This is a genomic window from Pseudomonas sp. TE3786 (genome assembly GCF_054057335.1).
Map to the genome: position 1 here is coordinate 58,018 of NZ_JBSRZF010000023.1, position 18,041 is coordinate 76,058.

Here is an 18,041-nt window from a genome sequence, read left to right on the forward strand (position 1 = left end):
CTCCCCGGTAGGAGCGGCTTTAGCCGCGATGTTTTTGATCGTTTAAAAGCTCGCTAAACCGGAGCGCCGGTCGGTTATCCCATAGCGGAATGCGGGCCGTTGTGGGCTTGTGCCTCGATTCCTGCACACACTGATTCCCCAAAGCCAACCTGGCCTAGGGCTTCGGCACCTCTCAATGCAATTCCGGCGTAGCCCGCAACTGCCGTAAGCGTTCGCTAAGCAACAACCGCTGGGCGGTGTCGTCGCAGAGCAGCAGTGCATGCTCGACGTCGTAGCGTTCGCCTTGTGGGCATTCCAGTTGCCGGTAGATGTCGGCGCGGGCCAGGTGGTCGATCAGGTTCGGTTGCCCGAGCAGCAGCACCCGCTCGGCGTCTTTCAGCGCCGCCAGGGGTTCTAGCGCTTGGGTGTGCAGGCTGCGCAGGTTGCGCGACAGGCGTTGCAGCATTTGCTTGGGGCTGCAGCTTTGCAGGTGGCTGGCTTGCAGTTCGGCTTTCGGGCCGAGGTGGCGCAGCAGCAGTTCGCGGCAGTCGCGGGTGTAGAGACGGCGGCCGCTGCTGGGGTCGAGCAGGTGGTCGGCGGCCGGTACGCGTAGCAGAAAATGCCCGGGGAAGTTCACCCCTTGCAGGGGAATTTGCAGACGTTGCGCCAGCTCCAGTGCGATCAGGGCCAGGGACAATGGCTGCCCACGCCGGCGCAGCAGTACCTGGTCGAGCAGGGCACTTCGGGGTAGCAGGGGGCTGCTGTCGTCTTCGTGAAAATCCAGTTCGCCCAGGCGCCGTAACAGGGGTTGCGCCAGTTCATGAGCGGGGAGGTGGGGCAGGCCGCTGCTGACCTGTTGGGTCAGACCGCTGAAGTCGCGCAGTACCTGCTGCGGCACCAGGCTTTCATCGTGTTCGGCAGCCAGCCAGAGCGCGGCTTCGAACGGCGCGGGCGGTTCACGGTCGAGACAGGCAAGGCAGGCTTGGCGTGGGGTCATCGGATTCTCCGGGTCGCCCTAGGTTTGTAGCGGGTCGGCCGCGCTTCGTCCAGCCCTCTTTATGCCCGGCACGGCGGGCCGCAGCGATGCTTATGCCCGGTGGGTCGGTTGGTTTTGGTGGGGGCCAACTACACTGCTGGGAATTACAACAACAAGGAGTCACCGCATGTTCGCTTTACTGGAAGCGGCACGTGTCGAGGCCCTGCATTGTTTTAATGATTCTGCCACCGGGCTGCGGGCCGTCATTGTTATCCACAACAGCCGCCTGGGCCCGGCCCTGGGTGGTTGTCGCTACCTCAGCTACCCGGACGAAAACAGCGCCATCGAGGACGCCGTGCGCCTGGCCCAGGGCATGAGCTACAAGGCGGCGCTGGCCGGGCTCGCCCAGGGTGGCGGCAAGGCAGTGATTCTGCGCCCGCCGGGTGTGGATGATCGCGCCGCGCTGTTCGAAGCCTTTGGCCGCGCCATCGACAGCCTGGGTGGGCAGTACATCACCGCCGTCGACAGCGGCACCCTGAGTGCCGATATGGACTGCGTCGCGCAGTACACCAGCCATGTGACCAGCACCACCAGCGCCGGCGATCCCTCGCCCCACACTGCCATGGGCGTATTCGCCGGTATCCGTGCCACCGCCCAGGCGCGTTTGGGCAGCGATGATCTGGAAGGCTTGCGGGTGGCGATTCAGGGCCTGGGCAATGTCGGCTTTGCGCTGGCCGAGCAACTGCATGCGGCGGGCGCTGAACTGCTGGTCAGCGACCTCGACCCCGGCCGCGTGCAGCTGGCCGTGGAGCAATTGAACGCGCGGCCGGTGGCCAACGAAGCGTTGCTCTGCACCCCCTGTGACATCCTCGCCCCCTGTGGCCTGGGCGGTGTATTGAATGCCCAGAGCGTGGCCAAGCTGCGTTGTTCGGCGGTGGCTGGTGCGGCCAACAATCAACTGCTCAGCCCGGCGGTAGCGGACGATCTGGAAACGCGCGGCATCCTCTACGCGCCGGACTATGTGATCAACTCCGGCGGCCTGATCTATGTTGCCCTCAAGCATCGCGGCGAAGAGTTGCCGGCGATTACCGCGCACTTGACGCAGATCGATCGACGCCTCACCGAAATCTACGGCCACGCCCAGGCGGACAAACGTTCACCGTCGCGGGTGGCGGATGATCTGGCCGAGAGGATTTTGTACGGCAGTCGTTAGCTGGAATGGCACTGCATATCCAGCCGCTGCAAACAGTGGGCTCGCCGTCGACGGAAAGTAATTTCAGTAATGAACCTGGCGTAGGCAACGGGAATGCAGTGCGCGTTTGCCAAGAGCATTCGCACGGTTAATACAGTTACAGTGGGTTGAACCAAGTTGATGCCGTTACTTAGTCTGTTTATGTGCTCTTCAAATTAACGCAGTAAATTTGAGGTGGAACATGAACAAGGCAGCGCTTTATTCGCTTTTGCTTGTATTGCCGTCAGTGGCCAGTGCGACAACCCCCTGGATAAGATGGAACGCTCCCCCCTATGCCACCTATGTTCGTCTGGATAATAAGGGTGATGTTTCCTGCTACAGCATCGATGCAGGGCAAAGCTGTCATTGGGAAAGTCCGGATGTTATCCCCCCTGCAACAGCCGCTTCATTGTCCTGTGGTGCGAACCATAAGCGGATTTATGGCATTTCCGGCTATGAGTCCTCGGAGCACTGGTGCAATCAAGTGTTCGGTGATTACTACGCGACCTGGAAACGTGGCGACTACTTCGGCTTCAACACCTTTCTAAGTGAAAACCCCCAAGGCGATCTGATCTGTGCCTCCAATGACGGCGAGCATTGTGCCTGGGACAACCGCTTGGCTTCCGCCAGCCCGGAAAAGCCGATAAAGCCGGTGGTCTGCCGCGCAGGTCATTCTGTGGCGAACGATCCGAATGCCCCTGCAGATTGGTGCAGCCTGGCACGGGTGATGGTTGACGAACGGGACTATTCAAGCCCGAGCTGGGCCCGCGCGGAATTCAAATTCGATAAAGGTTGGTTCGGTCAGGGGTTTGGTCTGACCGGTAATCAGCGGGGCGCGCCGGAGTCGATAAAACTCGGCGAACAGGGTGGCCACAAGGGCCTCGCCATATTGTCCCTAGAGCGCGACGCCAATTGGTATCAATTGCCTGGCAACGCACGCGATAGCTTGTTGCCGTTGTACGGTGCGGCCGACAACGAGCTTCAAGACGATCTTTATATGTACGGAAAAAGGAAGTGGGTAGCCGCCGATGAGCCCGTGGTGGTCATTCATGTTTACTTACCCAAGGGCAATACCACTTCTTTGAGAATGCCGCTTGTGCATTGTTATCTCGGCACTGAGAGACGGCGCTGGCCAGGAATCTGGTTGAACCCAGATGGCGTGTCAATTCGTACGGTTATTGGCGACTACTTGATTCCAGGCGTAACTTCGACCAATGCAGTCGGTAGTTGGTGGACCCTGGGGATGAAAGTTACCGCAGGTGGGGATATTGAATATTACGGAGTGCCGGAGTGGAGAACTTCACCCTTTGCCCCGTCCTTGCTGTTGGCCAGGCAAAGTACCTTATTGGGGACGCAGGCTTATAGGGTAATCAAGCAAGCCGACGCCACCGTGATGATCTCCAGCGTGATGCCGGAACACCGGGAAATAGTCATTGCCGATATTCGCTACGGTATGAAAACCAAGGGGCAGAAACAGCGCGGCGAATAACCCCATTCGGGTTACTCGCCGCGTGGTACGCGTTAGATATCAATCTCGCCGTCAGTCTTGTGCTTCCAGCTGTCGTTACCCGGCAGCAGCAAGTTGAGGGCGATGGCGACGATGGCGCACAGGGCGATGCCTTTCAGGCCGACGTCGTCGGGGCCTGTGCCGGTGCCGACCAGTACGCCGCCGATGCCGAACACCAAGGTCACGGAAACGATCACCAGGTTGCGCGCTTCGCTGAGGTCGACCTTGTGGCGGATCAGGGTGTTCATGCCCACCGCCGCAATGGAGCCGAACAGCAGGCACAGAATGCCGCCCATGACCGGTACCGGAATGCTTTGCAGCAGGGCACCGAACTTGCCGATAAAGGCCAGGACGATGGCGAAGACTGCCGCCCAGGTCATGATTTTCGGGTTGTAGTTTTTGGTCAGCATCACCGCGCCGGTGACTTCGGCGTAGGTGGTGTTGGGCGGGCCACCGAACAGGCCGGCAACCGAGGTGGCGATGCCGTCACCCAGCAGGGTGCGGTGCAGGCCGGGCTTTTTCAGGTAGTCGCGACCGGTCACGCTGCCCACTGCAATCACCCCACCGATATGCTCGATGGCGGGTGCCAGGGCTACCGGCACGATAAACAGGATCGCCTGCCAGTTGAATTCCGGCGCGGTGAATTTTGGCAGTTCCAGCCAAGGCGCGGCGGCAATCTTGGCGGTATCGACCACCCCGAAGTAGAACGCCAGGGCAAAGCCCACCAGCACCCCGGAAATAATCGGCACCAGGCGAAAGATACCTTTGCCGAACACTGCCACGATCAGGGTGGTGAGCAGGGCCGGCATGGAAATCAGCATGGCGGTTTTGTACGGGATCAGCTCGGTACCGTCACCGGCCTTGCCCATCGCCATATTGGCAGCGATGGGAGCCATGGCCAGGCCGATGGAGATCACCACCGGGCCGATCACCACGGGCGGCAGCATCCGGTCGATAAAGCCGGTGCCTTTGATCTTCACGGCCAGGCCGAGGAAGGTGTACACAAAGCCGGCAGCGACGATGCCGCCCATGGTCGCGGCGAGGCCGAACTGGCCTTTGGCGAGAATGATCGGGGTGATAAAGGCAAAGCTCGAGGCGAGGAATACCGGTACCTGACGGCCCGTCACCACCTGGAACAGAAGGGTGCCAAGGCCCGCGGTGAACAGCGCCACGTTGGGGTCCAGACCGGTAATCAGCGGCATCAGCACCAGCGCGCCAAAGGCCACGAAGAGCATTTGCGCACCCGATAGCACGGTGCGCCAGAGTGGATCGTTGAATTCGTCCTGCATGGGTTACGCGTCCTTTTGCTTGGTGCCGAAGATCTTGTCGCCGGCATCGCCAAGCCCGGGAATGATGTAACCGTGTTCGTTGAGCTTTTCATCGATGGAAGCGGTGAAGATCGTGACTTCGGGATGGGCGTCCTGCACCGCCTTGATGCCTTCCGGCGCGGCCACCAGCACCATGGCGCGAATATCCTTGCAGCCGGCTTTTTTCAACAGGTCGATGGTGGCGACCATCGAGCCACCGGTAGCCAGCATCGGGTCGATGATCAGCGCCAGGCGCTCATCGATTTCCGGCACCAGTTTTTCCAGGTAGGTGTGCGCTTGCAGGGTTTGTTCGTTACGGGCCACGCCCACGGCGCTGACCTTGGCACCCGGAATCAGACTGAGCACGCCTTCGAGCATGCCGATGCCGGCGCGCAGAATTGGAACTATGGTGATCTTCTTGCCAGCGATTTTTTCCACCTGGACGGTGCCACACCAACCCTCGATAGCGTAGCTTTCCAGCGGCAGGTCCTGGGTTGCTTCGTAAGTGAGCAGAGCGCCCACCTCCTGTGCCAGTTCGCGGAAGTTTTTTGTACTGATATCGGCGCGACGCATCAGACCTAGCTTGTGGCGGATCAGTGGGTGGCGGATTTCACGGATGGGCATGGGTAAGCTCCGAAACTGGCTGGCAAAAAATTGTGACAAGAGTAAAGCATTCGATATGCCAAGTGGCGCGGTGACCGTGTGGTCCACAACATTTCCTGTCCGCCAGCACAGGAAATGTCGCAAGCAGATACGCCGCGTATCATCGGCGACACGTGACCGACGGGGCTTGCCCCATGGCAAGGGGATGCGTACCTTTGCCGACTTTTATTTTGACGCCATGATCAGGTTTTGATCAGCGCACTAAACCCCGTGAGGAATAGCCCATGTCCGTCGATCTCGTCCATATTCGCCAAATAATGGCCGAAGCCGATTGCCTGTACAGCAATGCCGAGGTCGAAGTGGCCATCGACACCATGGCGGCCGCCATCAACAGCGAAATGGCCGAAAGCAATCCAGTGGTGTTCTGCGTCATGAACGGCGGCCTGATCTTCTCCGGCAAGCTGCTGCCCAAGCTCGACTTCCCCCTGGAACTCTCCTACCTGCACGCCACCCGCTACCGCAATGAAACCAGCGGCGGCGAGCTGTTCTGGAAAGCCAAACCGGAAATCTCCTTTATTGACCGCGACGTGCTGATCATCGACGACATCCTCGACGAAGGTCACACCCTCGGCGCGATCATCGACTTCTGCCGCCACTCCGGTGCCCGCAACGTGCGCATCGCCGTACTGGTGGACAAGACCCACGACCGCAAAGCGCGGCCGGACCTGAAGGCTGACTACGTGGGTATGCCCTGTGTAGACCGTTATGTGTTTGGTTACGGCATGGACTACAAAGGCTACTGGCGCAATGCGCCGGGGATCTACGCCGTAAAAGGGATGTAAAAACCCGAACGGCGGCGCGTCGGCCCTCCGGCGTTAGAAAGCCCTGCTGAAATGCTCATTGGCTACAGCCAACTGCGCTTTCAGCAGGGCTTTTTGCCTTGTAGGTTTCATGATCAAAAGCTCGCGGCTGAAGCCGCTCCTACGGGACCACACAGTCTGTAGGAGCGGCTTTGGCCGCGATGCTTTTACAACCCTACATCCAGCAACACCGGCCGCTTGGCCAGCGCCTTTTCCATCACGCCTTCGACAAACAACCGATCGCAGTCGGGCAACGCCAGGCGCGGTGGGCGGGTCAGTGCGCTGCCGCGTTGCATGATCTGCTCGCAAAGTTTGATGCACTGCACCAGGTCCGGGCGGGCATCGAGGTGCAGCAGGGGCATAAACCACTCGTACAACGGCATGGCTTCGGCAAAACGGCCGGCCTTGGCCAGGCGAAACAGGGTTTCGCCTTCTTTCGGGAAGGCGTTGGACATCCCTGACACCCAGCCCACCGCGCCCACGGCAATGCTTTCCAGCACCACATCATCGAGACCGGCGAACAGTACGAAACGGTCGCCCACTTCGTTGCGCACATCGATAAAGCGGCGGGTGTCGCCGGAGGAATCCTTGAAGCAGACGATGTTGTCGCAGTCGGCCAGGGAAATCAGGATGTCCGGCGTCACGTCGTTTTTGTAGATCGGCGGGTTGTTGTAGACCATCACCGGCAGATCGATGCTGGCGGCCACGCTGCGAAAGTGCGCGGCGGTTTCGAATGGCTTGGAGGAGTACACCAGCGCCGGCATCAGCATGATGCCGTCGGCACCTACGCGCTGCACTTCCTTGGCCACTTTGCTGGCATTCAGGCTGGTGAATTCGGCGACGCCAGAGATCACCGGCACACGACCGGCCGCAGCGTCTTTGGCGACTTCCACCAGGCTGATTTTTTCCTCGACGCTCAGCGAGGTGTTCTCCCCCACCGTGCCGCAGATCACCAGCCCCGATACGCCATCGCGCACCAGACCGCTGATGACGGCGTGGGTGGCATCCAGGTCCACCGAGAAGTCGGACCGAAATTGCGTGGTAACGGCGGGGAACACCCCACTCCAGCTAGGTTTGCTGCTCATGCTCGACTCCAGGATTGGCTGTGGATAAAGGTCAATGGCGGGCACACGGCTGCGCGGGAAAAACGCCCGTGCACCCTGTGGGTAACGTCGGTTAGAGGGCGACGAGACTGTCGCGATAGCGCGTCGGCGACAGCCCGGTCAGGGCTTTGAACTGGCGGCTGAAGGCGCTGTGATCGGTGTAGCCGCAGTGCAGGGCGATCTCGGTGATCGGCAGATCGCCGGCCAGCAACTGCGAGGCGGCACCCAGGCGGGCTTTGTGAATCATCTGCCGCGGGGTGAGCTGGAAGATGCGTTTGCAGTGGCGCTCCAGTTGCGCCACCGACAGCCCGGCAATCCGGGTCAGGTCGCTGAGGCTGATGGGCTGGGCATAGTGCTGGCGGATATGGGCATCGACGCTGGCCAGCTTCTGGTACGCGGGGTGGCTGGACTGTGGTGCCAGCAGATCGTAGGAGATCCCCGCCATGCCGATGATCGCCCCGTGCAGATCGCGCAGCGCCAGTTTGTGGGTCAGACACCAGCCCGGTTCGCGGCCGGGGTAGAGATGCAGTTCCAGCTGGTCGCTGAGCGGGTTGCCGCCGCTCATCACCTGCAGATCCTGCTCGGTATACAGCGAACCAAAACGCGCCGGGAACACCTCGGCGGCGGTCTTGCCCAGCAACTCGTCCTTGTCGCGCAGACCACAGCGTTGCGCCAGGGTCTGGTTGGCCAGCACGTAGCGGGCCTGCATATCCTTGAGGAAAAACACCACCCCGGGCATGGCGTCCAGCAGCGGTGCGATCTGTGTCAGGCTGCCGAGCAGATCGGGCAAATCCCGGGGTGTGGGCAGCAAGGCGGGAAACATGGCTGAGGGCAACTCCGGTCATGGCGGCGGGCCTACTCTACGACTGGCTGCGTTGCGCTGGGAAGCACCGCCGCCGCCAGCAGGCTGTCGAGGCGTGCCGGCACAAAGGGTGTGCGTAGCATCGGGGTGGGCCAATCGAGCAGAAATTCAGCGGCGCTGCCACACACCCGACCCTGGCAGGCACCCATGCCGCAGCGGCTGTGCAGCTTGGCCTGCTGCCAGTTGCGGTACTGGGCGACGGCACCAAAAGCGACGTCTTCACAGCGGCACAACAGGGTGTCGGCGGCCGGCAGTTTTTTCAGTTCGGGGCTGAGGGCGAAGTGGCGCTTGAGCAAGTCGGCGAAGCGCTGCCAATGGGCGCGTCGGGCGAACAGCGCCTGGGCCTGGTCGAACATGCCCACGGCGCTGAAACCGGCGATGGCACCCTCCACCTGGGCCAGCTCATTGCCGCCAATGCCAGTGCATTCGCCGGCGGCGAAGTGGCCGGCCAGGTTGGTGCGCTGCAGGTTATCCACCGCAATGGCCTGGGCACTGACGGTGCAGCCCAAGGTCTGCGCCAGTTCGGTATTGGCCCGTAGACCAAAGCCGCAGGCTACTCGGTCGCAGGGGATTTCCCGCTGTGTGCGGCCCTGGCGGATACGCACCGCCTGCACGCGGCCTTCACCCAGCACTTCCAGCACCTGACTATTGCTGTGGTAGTGGTGGTCGAACAGCTGCACGGCCTGCTTCAGTTTGCTCGGCCAGCGCGGCAACTGCGCAGCAAAGGCAGCCAGGGCCAACGCCGAGGCCTGTTCTGCGATATAGGCCAGCGTCGCGCCGGCCGCTTTGGCGGTGGCCGCACTGGCCAGCAGCAACGGCCCGCTGCCGGCAATCACCAGACGCTCGCCGCGCACCGGCACGCCGCCTTTGAGCAGCGCCTGCAGACCGCCGGCCCCGGTGACGCCGGGCAGCGTCCAGCCGGGGAAGGGCAGCAGTACCTCGCGGGCACCGGTGCAGAAAATCACCTGGGCATAACCGATGCGCCAGCTGTGCAAGGCGTTTTCCAGCAGCAGTTCATGGCTGCCGGTGTGGGCAATCACGCGGGTACCGGTGAACAGCTCGACGTTGCTGGCAGCGGCCAGGCGCGCATGCAGTTGTTCCCTGGCCGGTGGTACCGGTGCGTTGACGCCGGCGCGCCAGATCTGCCCGCCGCTGGCCGGGTTGTCATCCAGCAGGGCGATGCGCTGGCCACTGGCGCTGGCCGCCACGGCCGCCGCCATGCCCGCGGGGCCGGCGCCAATAATCAGCAGATCGACATCGCGCTTCATGGCTGGGTCTCCACCTGCATGCCCGCGCTGCACGGGGTCTGACAGGCCAGACGACGCTGGCCGTCGATAGTCACCCGGCATTCCTGGCAGATGCCCATGCCGCATAGCGGCGCACGGCGCTGACCGCTTACCGAGGTACGGCTGCTGCCATCACCGGCCAGGTACAGCGCGGCGGCCACGCTGGTGCCGGGGGCGACGCTGAGGGGCTTGCCGTTGATATGCAGGGCGATGGAAGTAGTCATGCCGGTTGCTCCGCCAGGGCAAAACGCTGTGGCGAATAGGGCGTCGGGTCGATGGCGCAGGCCTGGTTGCACACCAGGTTGGCCAGTAACTGCGCGCTGGCCGGGGCGGTGGTCACGCCCAGGCCTTCGTGGCCGAGGGCTAGCCACAAGCCAGGTTGAGTCGGGTGGGGGCCGAGCAGAGGCAGGCTATCCGGGGTGGCGGCGCGAAAGCCGGTCCAGCTGCGGATGGCGTTCATCTGCGCCAGGCCAGGCAGATAGTCGATGGCCCGCTGCAGCATGCGCGCGAGTACATCGAGTTCTACCGCAGGGTCGAGACTGTCGAACTGGCGCGACGAGCCGATGAGGATTTGGCCGGTCGGCCGTGGCTGGGCATTGAATGCCACCGAGGTGCCGGAGCTGCTATGGGCGCTGCTGACATAGCCCAGCTCCACCAGTTGATGGCGGATGCCGGCGGGGTAGCGGTCGGTAATCAGCAGATGGCCTTTTTTTGCCCGGATCGGCAGTTCCGGGCATAGCTCACGGGCGCTGCCGGTAGCCATAACCACTACCTCGGCGCTCAGCCATTCGCCGCTGTCCAGGCGCAGGCGATTGCCGGCGACCTCCACGGCGCGCGCGCTTTGTTGGCGGATACGTGCGGGGTGCTGCGCCAACAGCCAGCGCAGCACATTCGGCGCATAGACAATGCCATCGCCGCTGACATACAGCCCTCCCGCCAGGCCTGGGCGCAGCATCGGTTCGGCCTGCTGCACGGCGCTGGCGGTGAGCAGGCGACAGTCCAGGCCTTCGCCTTCGAGCAACGCGCGCTTCTGTTCGGCCACCGCCAGCTCTGCATCGTTGGCCGCCAGCCACAGGGTGCCGCAATTGCGGTAGGCGCAGTCGTCGGCCAGCTGCGGCGTCAGCTGGCGCCACAGGCTCAGGGAATACTGGCTGAGGGCGAGCTCGGCCGGGTTGTCATCCATCACCACCAGATGACCCATGCCAGCCGCCGTGGCACCGCCGCGTTGGTCATCCAGCAGCAGTACATCGAGACCGCGCTCGGCAAAGGCATGGGCGCAGCTGGCACCGATAATGCCGGCACCGACGATGATCACATCGGCATTCACAGACGGATGCCCCAGGCGAACGGATCGTCGTCTTCCAGCAGCAGGGTGGCCTCGGCGCTGAGGTGGGCGCGGCCACGAATGGTGGGGATCACCCGGCCCGGTTCGCCGTCGTTGAGCCAGCTGTAGCTCCCCTCGAACTGGCTGCCGATCACACTGGCCTGGCGCCAGATCTCGCCGGGTTCGAGTTTGCCGTCGGCGGCCAGGCAGGCCAGTTTGGCGCTGGTGCCGGTGCCGCAGGGGGAGCGGTCGTAAGCCTTGCCGGGGCAGAGTACGAAGTTGCGGCTGTCGGCGTTGGCGTCGTCGGCAAACAGCTCGATATGGTCGATCACGCCGCCGTCTGCGCCGTAAATGCCTTGGGCTTGCAGGGCCGCGCTGATGGCAACGGTGTAGGCGGTGAGGGCATCCAGATTGCTGCCGTCGATGCGCTGGCCATGCTGGCTGATCAGGAAAAACCAGTTGCCGCCCCAGGCGATATCACCGGTTACCGCGCCATAGCCCGGCACTTCCACGGTAACGGCCGAGCGATAACGGTAGGCTGGCACGTTGCGTACGCTCACCGAGTGATCGTCGTGCAGGGTGGCCTCGACGGTGCCCACCGGTGTTTCGATGCGGTGCGTGCCCGGCCCGATGCGGCCCATATGGGCCAGCGAGATCACCAGGCCGATGGTGCCGTGGCCACACATGCCGAGGTAGCCGCTGTTATTGAAGAAGATCACCCCGGCACAGGCGCTGGGGTCTACCGGGGCGCAGAGCAGGGCGCCGACCAGCACATCGCTGCCGCGTGGTTCCAACACGGTGGCGGCGCGGTAGGCGTCGAAGCGCTCGGCCAGCACGGCACGGCGCTCGGCCATGCTGCCACTGCCGAGGTCGGGGAAACCATCGATCACCAGGCGGGTCGGCTCGCCGCCGGTGTGGCTGTCGATAATCTGGATGCGGCGCATGGAACGTCCTCGAAGCCCTGGAAGTAACCGTAAGACTGAGCCTTTCGGGTGGTTGCCGGCTTGATGGTTTTGCCCTGCCCAGGTGACGAAATCGGCACAGGAAAAGCATTGCGGCTGAAGCCGTTCCTCCGGGTTTTGTGCGGTCTGGAGGAGCGGCTTCAGCCGCGATGCTCTTGGCGGTTCTGCGTGCTAAGGTGGCGCGCTGATTTTCTGCGAGGACGTGAACGTGTTGCGTGTTTCCCTTTTGGCTCTGCTACTCGCGGGTTCTTCCCTGGCCTTTGCCGCCTTGCCCCACGAACAATACCTGCCCCCGGATGAGCAGAACCTGCGCCAGGAAGCGCCCGAGCAGCAGCAAGTGCTGCAAGTCACCGAATATTCGGTGGTGGTGGGTAGCCAACGCGAATCCAACCAGCAGCCCATTCCTATCACCTCGCCCACCTGGTTACTGTTGAAAACCAAAGGTGTAAGCAAGGGCGCGGCGGCCACCCGGGTGCTGGTGCGATTCGAGTCCGAAGGCAAAAGCCTCAAACGGCCGAGCTTTGATGAGGCGAGCAAAACCCTCAACCTCAATTACCCCTTGGCGCAGTACCGCGTGCTGCTCGATCTGCTCAGAAACGGCACCGTCTACGTGCAGTTCCTCAGCTACCCCAACGGCCATGTCTGGGCCGACCTGCACAGCGCTACGCAGCGCGCGCGTTGAGCCCCGGCCCCGGCGCGGAGTAAACTGCCGGCCCGGCGCTTTCCCGTTAAGAGAAATACATCATGCGTAAAGACAAGAAACAGGTGATTGGCGAAGAGATTGGTGACGAGCCGATCAAGCTGTTCCTCACGGTGGAACCGGCCGATGACACCCCGCCGTCGCTGCACAAACTGGTCAAGGCTTATCGTGGCCTGCGTATCGATGATTTCGAACGCTTCCTCGCTTTCTTCGTGGAAGCCGGCTTCGACCTGAATGCTGTCGATGCCAAGGGCCATGATTTTGTCGCCCTGATTCAGGATCAGCGTTTGGCTGAGCCCTATATCGAGGCCATCAAGGCTGCCCGTGGTTAAGCCGCAGATGGTCAACAAAGAGCCCGCCTAGTGCGGGTTTTTTTATGGGCTACCGGGTTGGCGTCATGGCGATGGTGCCGGCGCTGCGCAGGTAGGCTTCAAACTGCTGAACAATCGCCGGCCAGCCCTGACGACTGGCGTGCTGCCGCGCATTCAGGCGTACCCGGCGCAGGGTTTCCGGGTCTTCCAGCAGCCAGCAGGCGCTGTCGATAAAGGCTGTTTCATCCCCCGGCATGGCCAGAGCGCCGTTGTGCCCATGGCGAATATGTTGGCCGGCCGCAGCCTGGTCATAGGCGACCACCGCGAGCCCCGAGGCGAGGGCTTCCAGCAGCACATTGCCGAAGGTTTCCGAGAGGCTGGGAAACAGAAACAGGTCGGCGCTGGCGTAGTGGGCGGCGAGCGCCTGATCCCGTTGCATGCCGCAGAACACAGCGTCCGGCAGCTCTTTCTGCAAGACCGGGCGTTGCGGCCCGTCGCCGACCATCACCAGCTTCAGGCGGCGCTGTGGATAACGTTGTTGCAGGGCGCGAAAGCTGCGCACCAGCAGGGTCAGGTTCTTTTCTGCCGCAATGCGCCCGACATGCACCACAGCCAGCTCGTCATCCTCCAGCCCCCACTGACTGCGCAGCTCGGCGCTGCGCTTGGCGGGGTGGAACAGCTGGCTGTCCACGCCGCGCGCCAGCAGATGCACACGTTCGAAACTGCGGCGCTGCAACTCCAGGCTCTGGCTGGAACTGGGCACCAAGGTGAGCTGCGAGCGGTTATGGAACCAGCGCAGGTAGTTGGTCAGCACACGGGTGAGCAGGCCGAGGCCGTAATGGCGGCTGTATTGCTGGAAGTTGGTGTGGAACCCGCTGATCACCGGAATCTGCAAACGCCTGGCAGCGCGCAGGGCGGAAAGCCCCAACGGCCCTTCGGTGGCGATATACAGCACATCGGGGCGCTGCCGTTTCCAGCGTCGCAACAGCTTGTGCATGGACGCCTGGCCCCACTGCAAGCCGGGGTAACCCGGTAGCGGCCAACCGCGGGTCAGCAGCAGCTCATCGGTACTTTTCTGCCCGTCATCGGCGTTTTGCCGCGGGCGCACCAACTGCAACCGATGACCGCGCTCCCGCAACCCTGCGCACAGGCGCCCCAGGGTATTGGCGACGCCGTTGATTTCCGGTGGAAAGGTTTCGCTGATCAGGGCGATATGCAGGGGGGATTGGCTCATGACACCAGTGTCGACGGGCGTCGTTTAAGCCATATGACGTTAGCGTTGCACTGTTGTGACAGTAGGTTCGCTGCGCTCACGCACCCAGAACAAGGTCGCACCGGCCACTGCTGCCGGCATCATCACCACGTTGACGCCGGGGATCAGCAACGCCAGATACACCGAGCCACCAAAGCCGAGGCTCTGCCAGCGCTTCTCGCGCAGCCAGGCGAGCATCTCGTTCCAGCCCAGTTTGTTGTTGTCCGCCGGGTAGTCGATGTACTGCACGCACATCATCCAGATGCCGAAAAGCACCCACAGCGGCGCGGCGATGATATTCAGGCCGGGGATAAACGAGAGGACAAACAGGCCGATGGCGCGTGGCAGAAAGTAGCCCAGCTTGCGCAGTTCGCGGCCCAGGGTGCGCGGCACCATGGCCACCAGCTCGCTCCAGCGGAAGGGCGGGAGGGTATCTTCGCCGCGCACCACCACTTCGACTTTTTCCGCGAGAAAGCCGTTGAACGGCGCGGCAATGATATTGGCCAGGGTGGTGAAGGTGAAAAACACCATCAGCAGAATCAGCACGAAGAATATTGGCCAGAGAATCCAGCTGAGAAAGCTCAGCCAACCATCCGGGTTGGGCATCAGCGCATGCAGCCAACCGTTGAACTCCTGCACGGCAAAGCCGATCAGGCCGATAAACAGGATCAGGTTGATGGCCAGCGGCAGCAGCACGAACAGGCGCAGGCCGGGGCTGAGTACCAGTTTCAGGCCTTCGCGCAGGTATTGCGGGCCGGAGAGGACGGGAGCGGGCATGGGTGATTCCTTAGATGGGACGGGCCGACCATAAACGCTTCGGCGGCAGATCGAAAGCGTGCGTCTGTTGCGGGATTTCTAGCGGATAGCGCCGGGCTATCGACGGCATAAGAATTCGACACTTCCGACGCAGGAATGGTCTGCGTAACCTTGCCGCCATCCAGTCCGCAGTGCGGGCAGTGTTTACCGGACGCCCACTCTATAAAGCCTTCCCCAAGTGCTCGGGGCGTCCTCTTTTATTTGCCGGCTTGCGCCGGAGGAGGCGGTCAATGTCTGTTCGTCACGCTCGGGTGATCATTCTCGGCTCCGGCCCTGCCGGTTACTCGGCAGCGGTATATGCCGCGCGGGCCAACCTCAAGCCGCTGCTGATCACGGGCATGCAGGCCGGTGGGCAACTGACCACCACCACCGAGGTGGATAACTGGCCGGGCGATGTCCACGGCCTGACCGGCCCGGCGCTGATGCAGCGCATGCAGGAACATGCCGAGCGCTTTGAAACCGAGATTGTCTTCGACCATATCAATGCCGTTGACCTGGCCGGCAAACCTTTCACCCTGACCGGTGACAGCGCGACCTACACCTGCGATGCACTGATCATCGCCACTGGGGCCAGCGCCCGTTACCTGGGCCTGCCATCCGAAGAACAGTTTATGGGCCAGGGCGTGTCGGCCTGCGCCACCTGTGATGGTTTCTTCTACCGCAACCGTGAAGTAGCGGTGGTGGGGGGCGGCAACACGGCCGTGGAAGAGGCGCTGTACCTGGCCAATATCGCCAGCAAGGTGACCCTGGTGCACCGCCGCGAGACCTTCCGCGCCGAGAAGATTCTGATCGACAAGCTGTATGCGCGGGTGGCCGAAGGCAAGATCGAGCTCAAGCTCAATGCCTCGGTGAGCGACGTGTTGGGCGACAACAAGGGCGTCACTGGCGTGCGCTTGCAGCACAACGACGGCGGCAGTTCAGAGTTGAAGGTTGACGGCGTGTTTATCGCCATTGGCCATACGCCGAACACCTCGTTGTTCGAAGGTCAGCTGGCGTTGAAGGACGGTTATCTGGTGGTCAATGGCGGCCGCGATGGCAACGCCACCGCCACCAGCATTCCCGGGGTGTTTGCTGCCGGCGACGTGGCGGATCATGTGTATCGCCAAGCCATTACTTCTGCCGGTGCCGGCTGCATGGCGGCGTTAGACGCAGAACGTTATCTGGAGGATTAATCGGCTTCCGGGGCTTCGGCCATGCTGCGTTGCGTCCTCGCTTTTAATGCTCACGTACTGGAGTACGCTGCGCTTCAAAGCTCCGGGGCGCCTTGCCTGGCCTTCGCCCCGAAACCCTCGACCGAATTAGGGCCACTACTTTTTTAAGAGCGCGTCGATCAGGCTTCTTCAGGACTGATCAATTCGTTGAGCGCCTCTGGATTCTTAAAGGCTTTAGCAAATACATCGCGATTCTTCGCCATGTAGATACCAATTTCCTCTACCTGCTGTTCGCTCAGCGACGGCACGGCTTTTTGCAATACGTCGGCCAAGGATTCGGCCAGCTCCAGCATCTTGTCGTAACGATCGGCTTCGGCTTTATCCATGAACAAGCGCTCCGGATCGCGACTGCTGCGGTACACCACTTCGACGGCCATTCATCACCTCACCTTCTAGCAAGCTATTACTGTGTATTTATACAGGTGGCGAGCATAAAGCACTCGCACCGCCTTGAACAGTCACGCGCTGAAATCAGGGCAGCGGTGAAAACTCCACTGGCACCCAGGCAAAACCGGTGCCTTTTTTACGCACATGGCCAATGCCAGGGAAGGGCAGGTGCGCGCCGGCCACCAGAAACTTCTCGGCAGTGGCTTCAGCGAGGATGTGTTTGCGGGTGGCAATGGCCTGTTTGGAGTCACTGTCGAAATCGATCGCCACCTGCGGATGGGCGAACTGAATCGAGTGGCTGTGCACCACATCGCCCCACACCAGCAGCTTTTGCCCCTTGGAGGTGAACAGGTAGCCACTGTGCCCCGGGGTGTGGCCGTGCAGGGCGAGGTCTTTGACCCCTGGCAATATGTCGCTGCCGTCGGTGAACAACTGCAGTTTGCCCGCCGCCTTGTAGGGCGCGGCGCTGGCGGCAATCATTTTCAGGCGTGCCTGTTTATCCGCCGGAGCTTTCGCCAACAGTTCCGGGTTCAGCCAGTAATCCGCTTCGGCCTTGTTGAGCATCAAGGTGGCGTTGGGAAAGGCGCGTTCGCCTTTGCTGTCGAGCACGCCGCACGCATGGTCGGGGTGCATATGGGTGAGCAGCAGGGTGTCGACCTGTTCCAGGCGGTAGCCCGCGGCTTCGATATCCCGTTGCACGTTGCCGAGCTTGTCGGTCAGGCATTTGCCGGCGCCGCTGTCGACCAGCACCAGGTGCTCGCCGGTGTTGATCAGAAAGGCGTTGACCGCCGTCTGCACGCCATTACTCGAGTCGAGGAAAGCCCGCGCCTGGGAACTCTGAATGGCCTCGGCGCTGGCACCCTTGAGCAGTTTGTTGTTGATGAAGTTGACGCCGTCATACAGCGCCGTCACTTCGAAATCGCCCAAGGCCATGCGGTAATAACCGGGCACCTGGGTGTTCTGTTTGGCCACTGGCGCGGCAATGGCGAGACCTGGATGCATCAGGCTGAACGCGCACATCAGCGCCAGAATGATCAGCAACAGGGCCTGGTGCGTGCAGCACAGTGGGTTTTTCATCGTGAAGCTCCCATCGAAAATTGTCCCCAACCAAGATAGACGGGCTTGGGCCGGGCAACGTTTATCGCTGGGAAGCGCCCAGGCTGTCTAGTAAAAAAGAATCCGGTGAAAGGGCTGTGACAGACTGTTTCCGCAGCTCGTGCATGGCCTTTAATCTGCATAACGGCTTGTCATCTGGCCGCTGTAGGCTCGACAGCACACCCTTGTATCTCGACTCCTCCTCGAAAGAGGAGATAGTCTCCGACTGATCATCGGGGGAGGGTTTTGAAAGCCGGGCACACCCTTAG

At 61.9% G+C, this 18,041-nt stretch carries 19 protein-coding genes; 6 read left to right on the plus strand and 13 right to left on the minus strand.

Translation table 11 applies throughout. The annotated features are described in order from the left end of the window. Window positions 1-172: 172 nt before the first annotated feature. The gene (locus tag ACVW0Y_RS20810) at window positions 173-976 is read right to left on the minus strand and encodes a SirB1 family protein (protein ID WP_457441002.1); all 804 of its coding nucleotides are present in this window, start codon (window positions 974-976) and stop codon (window positions 173-175) included. Between the two features lie 166 nt (window positions 977-1,142). Here ACVW0Y_RS20810 and ACVW0Y_RS20815 point away from each other — a divergent pair, with 166 nt between their 5' ends. Beyond that, window positions 1,143-2,168 (plus strand): Leu/Phe/Val dehydrogenase, encoded by a 1,026-nt coding sequence (locus ACVW0Y_RS20815; protein WP_457441003.1) that lies wholly within the window; start codon window positions 1,143-1,145, stop codon window positions 2,166-2,168. Window positions 2,169-2,388: 220 nt separating this feature from the next. Continuing rightward, on the plus strand, window positions 2,389-3,675 hold the full coding sequence (locus ACVW0Y_RS20820) for a hypothetical protein (RefSeq protein WP_457441004.1): 1,287 nt from the start codon (window positions 2,389-2,391) through the stop codon (window positions 3,673-3,675). 32 nt (window positions 3,676-3,707) lie between these two features. Here the strand turns inward: ACVW0Y_RS20820 and ACVW0Y_RS20825 are convergent, their stop codons facing one another. Beyond that, entirely contained in the window at window positions 3,708-4,982 is a 1,275-nt protein-coding gene (locus ACVW0Y_RS20825; protein WP_457441005.1) for a uracil-xanthine permease family protein, read from the minus strand. A gap of 3 nt (window positions 4,983-4,985) precedes the next feature. After that, entirely contained in the window at window positions 4,986-5,624 is a 639-nt protein-coding gene (gene upp / locus ACVW0Y_RS20830; protein WP_457441006.1) for a uracil phosphoribosyltransferase, read from the minus strand. A gap of 263 nt (window positions 5,625-5,887) precedes the next feature. On the opposite strand from upp, the gene ACVW0Y_RS20835 reads away from it, so the two are divergent. Next, entirely contained in the window at window positions 5,888-6,445 is a 558-nt protein-coding gene (locus tag ACVW0Y_RS20835) for a hypoxanthine-guanine phosphoribosyltransferase (protein WP_457441007.1), read from the plus strand. Between the two features lie 185 nt (window positions 6,446-6,630). Here ACVW0Y_RS20835 and ACVW0Y_RS20840 read toward each other — a convergent pair whose 3' ends face one another. The 6 genes from ACVW0Y_RS20840 to ACVW0Y_RS20865 form a co-directional block, all read right to left on the minus strand. Further along, entirely contained in the window at window positions 6,631-7,548 is a 918-nt protein-coding gene (locus tag ACVW0Y_RS20840; RefSeq protein WP_457441008.1) for a dihydrodipicolinate synthase family protein, read from the minus strand. Window positions 7,549-7,639: 91 nt separating this feature from the next. Continuing rightward, entirely contained in the window at window positions 7,640-8,389 is a 750-nt protein-coding gene (locus tag ACVW0Y_RS20845; protein ID WP_457441009.1) for a helix-turn-helix domain-containing protein, read from the minus strand. Between the two features lie 32 nt (window positions 8,390-8,421). Then, window positions 8,422-9,696 (minus strand): FAD-dependent oxidoreductase, encoded by a 1,275-nt coding sequence (locus ACVW0Y_RS20850; protein ID WP_457441010.1) that lies wholly within the window; start codon window positions 9,694-9,696, stop codon window positions 8,422-8,424. Beyond that, a complete protein-coding gene (locus ACVW0Y_RS20855) occupies window positions 9,693-9,938 on the minus strand; it encodes a (2Fe-2S)-binding protein (RefSeq protein WP_457441011.1) in 246 nt (81 codons plus the stop codon). The genes ACVW0Y_RS20850 and ACVW0Y_RS20855 overlap by 4 nt, the downstream gene beginning before the upstream one ends. Continuing rightward, complete coding sequence (locus tag ACVW0Y_RS20860; protein ID WP_457441012.1) at window positions 9,935-11,041, minus strand: NAD(P)/FAD-dependent oxidoreductase; 1,107 nt, start codon at window positions 11,039-11,041, stop codon at window positions 9,935-9,937. The genes ACVW0Y_RS20855 and ACVW0Y_RS20860 overlap by 4 nt, the downstream gene beginning before the upstream one ends. Continuing rightward, a complete protein-coding gene (locus ACVW0Y_RS20865; protein ID WP_457441013.1) occupies window positions 11,038-11,982 on the minus strand; it encodes a 4-hydroxyproline epimerase in 945 nt (314 codons plus the stop codon). Before ACVW0Y_RS20865 ends, ACVW0Y_RS20860 begins: the two co-directional genes overlap by 4 nt. Before the next feature lie 229 nt (window positions 11,983-12,211). Here ACVW0Y_RS20865 and ACVW0Y_RS20870 point away from each other — a divergent pair, with 229 nt between their 5' ends. Further along, window positions 12,212-12,682: a hypothetical protein gene (locus tag ACVW0Y_RS20870; protein WP_457441022.1), complete on the plus strand. Its 471-nt coding sequence runs from the start codon at window positions 12,212-12,214 to the stop codon at window positions 12,680-12,682. A gap of 62 nt (window positions 12,683-12,744) precedes the next feature. Continuing rightward, a complete protein-coding gene (locus ACVW0Y_RS20875; RefSeq protein WP_457441014.1) occupies window positions 12,745-13,032 on the plus strand; it encodes a PA4642 family protein in 288 nt (95 codons plus the stop codon). A 49-nt stretch (window positions 13,033-13,081) separates the two neighbouring features. Here the strand turns inward: ACVW0Y_RS20875 and ACVW0Y_RS20880 are convergent, their stop codons facing one another. Together ACVW0Y_RS20880 and cysZ are read right to left on the minus strand one after the other, a co-directional pair. Beyond that, window positions 13,082-14,245: a glycosyltransferase family 4 protein gene (locus ACVW0Y_RS20880; RefSeq protein WP_457441015.1), complete on the minus strand. Its 1,164-nt coding sequence runs from the start codon at window positions 14,243-14,245 to the stop codon at window positions 13,082-13,084. Window positions 14,246-14,284: 39 nt separating this feature from the next. Beyond that, complete coding sequence (gene cysZ, locus ACVW0Y_RS20885) at window positions 14,285-15,040, minus strand: sulfate transporter CysZ (RefSeq protein ID WP_457441016.1); 756 nt, start codon at window positions 15,038-15,040, stop codon at window positions 14,285-14,287. Between the two features lie 269 nt (window positions 15,041-15,309). Between cysZ and trxB the strand changes: the two genes are divergently transcribed. Beyond that, the gene (trxB, locus tag ACVW0Y_RS20890) at window positions 15,310-16,251 is read left to right on the plus strand and encodes a thioredoxin-disulfide reductase (RefSeq protein ID WP_457441017.1); all 942 of its coding nucleotides are present in this window, start codon (window positions 15,310-15,312) and stop codon (window positions 16,249-16,251) included. A 158-nt stretch (window positions 16,252-16,409) separates the two neighbouring features. Here trxB and ACVW0Y_RS20895 read toward each other — a convergent pair whose 3' ends face one another. Next, window positions 16,410-16,667, minus strand: coding sequence for a YebG family protein (locus tag ACVW0Y_RS20895; protein ID WP_110616633.1), 258 nt, complete (start codon window positions 16,665-16,667; stop codon window positions 16,410-16,412). A gap of 94 nt (window positions 16,668-16,761) precedes the next feature. After that, window positions 16,762-17,754 (minus strand): MBL fold metallo-hydrolase, encoded by a 993-nt coding sequence (locus ACVW0Y_RS20900; protein ID WP_457441018.1) that lies wholly within the window; start codon window positions 17,752-17,754, stop codon window positions 16,762-16,764. Between the last annotated feature and the right edge of the window lie 287 nt (window positions 17,755-18,041).

Bases quoted from the DNA above. Each gene is read 5' to 3' on its own strand.
- ACVW0Y_RS20840 (WP_457441008.1), bottom strand. From the start codon at position 7,548: ATGAGCAGCAAACCTAGCTGGAGTGGGGTGTTCCCCGCCGTTACCACG.
- ACVW0Y_RS20845 (WP_457441009.1), bottom strand. From the start codon at position 8,389: ATGTTTCCCGCCTTGCTGCCCACACCCCGGGATTTGCCCGATCTGCTC.
- ACVW0Y_RS20835 (WP_457441007.1), top strand. From the start codon at position 5,888: ATGTCCGTCGATCTCGTCCATATTCGCCAAATAATGGCCGAAGCCGAT.
- ACVW0Y_RS20875 (WP_457441014.1), top strand. From the start codon at position 12,745: ATGCGTAAAGACAAGAAACAGGTGATTGGCGAAGAGATTGGTGACGAG.
- ACVW0Y_RS20820 (WP_457441004.1), top strand. From the start codon at position 2,389: ATGAACAAGGCAGCGCTTTATTCGCTTTTGCTTGTATTGCCGTCAGTG.
- ACVW0Y_RS20855 (WP_457441011.1), bottom strand. From the start codon at position 9,938: ATGACTACTTCCATCGCCCTGCATATCAACGGCAAGCCCCTCAGCGTC.
- upp (WP_457441006.1), bottom strand. From the start codon at position 5,624: ATGCCCATCCGTGAAATCCGCCACCCACTGATCCGCCACAAGCTAGGT.
- ACVW0Y_RS20895 (WP_110616633.1), bottom strand. From the start codon at position 16,667: ATGGCCGTCGAAGTGGTGTACCGCAGCAGTCGCGATCCGGAGCGCTTG.
- trxB (WP_457441017.1), top strand. From the start codon at position 15,310: ATGTCTGTTCGTCACGCTCGGGTGATCATTCTCGGCTCCGGCCCTGCC.
- ACVW0Y_RS20850 (WP_457441010.1), bottom strand. From the start codon at position 9,696: ATGAAGCGCGATGTCGATCTGCTGATTATTGGCGCCGGCCCCGCGGGC.
- ACVW0Y_RS20880 (WP_457441015.1), bottom strand. From the start codon at position 14,245: ATGAGCCAATCCCCCCTGCATATCGCCCTGATCAGCGAAACCTTTCCA.
- ACVW0Y_RS20825 (WP_457441005.1), bottom strand. From the start codon at position 4,982: ATGCAGGACGAATTCAACGATCCACTCTGGCGCACCGTGCTATCGGGT.
- ACVW0Y_RS20865 (WP_457441013.1), bottom strand. From the start codon at position 11,982: ATGCGCCGCATCCAGATTATCGACAGCCACACCGGCGGCGAGCCGACC.
- ACVW0Y_RS20815 (WP_457441003.1), top strand. From the start codon at position 1,143: ATGTTCGCTTTACTGGAAGCGGCACGTGTCGAGGCCCTGCATTGTTTT.
- ACVW0Y_RS20900 (WP_457441018.1), bottom strand. From the start codon at position 17,754: ATGAAAAACCCACTGTGCTGCACGCACCAGGCCCTGTTGCTGATCATT.
- cysZ (WP_457441016.1), bottom strand. From the start codon at position 15,040: ATGCCCGCTCCCGTCCTCTCCGGCCCGCAATACCTGCGCGAAGGCCTG.
- ACVW0Y_RS20810 (WP_457441002.1), bottom strand. From the start codon at position 976: ATGACCCCACGCCAAGCCTGCCTTGCCTGTCTCGACCGTGAACCGCCC.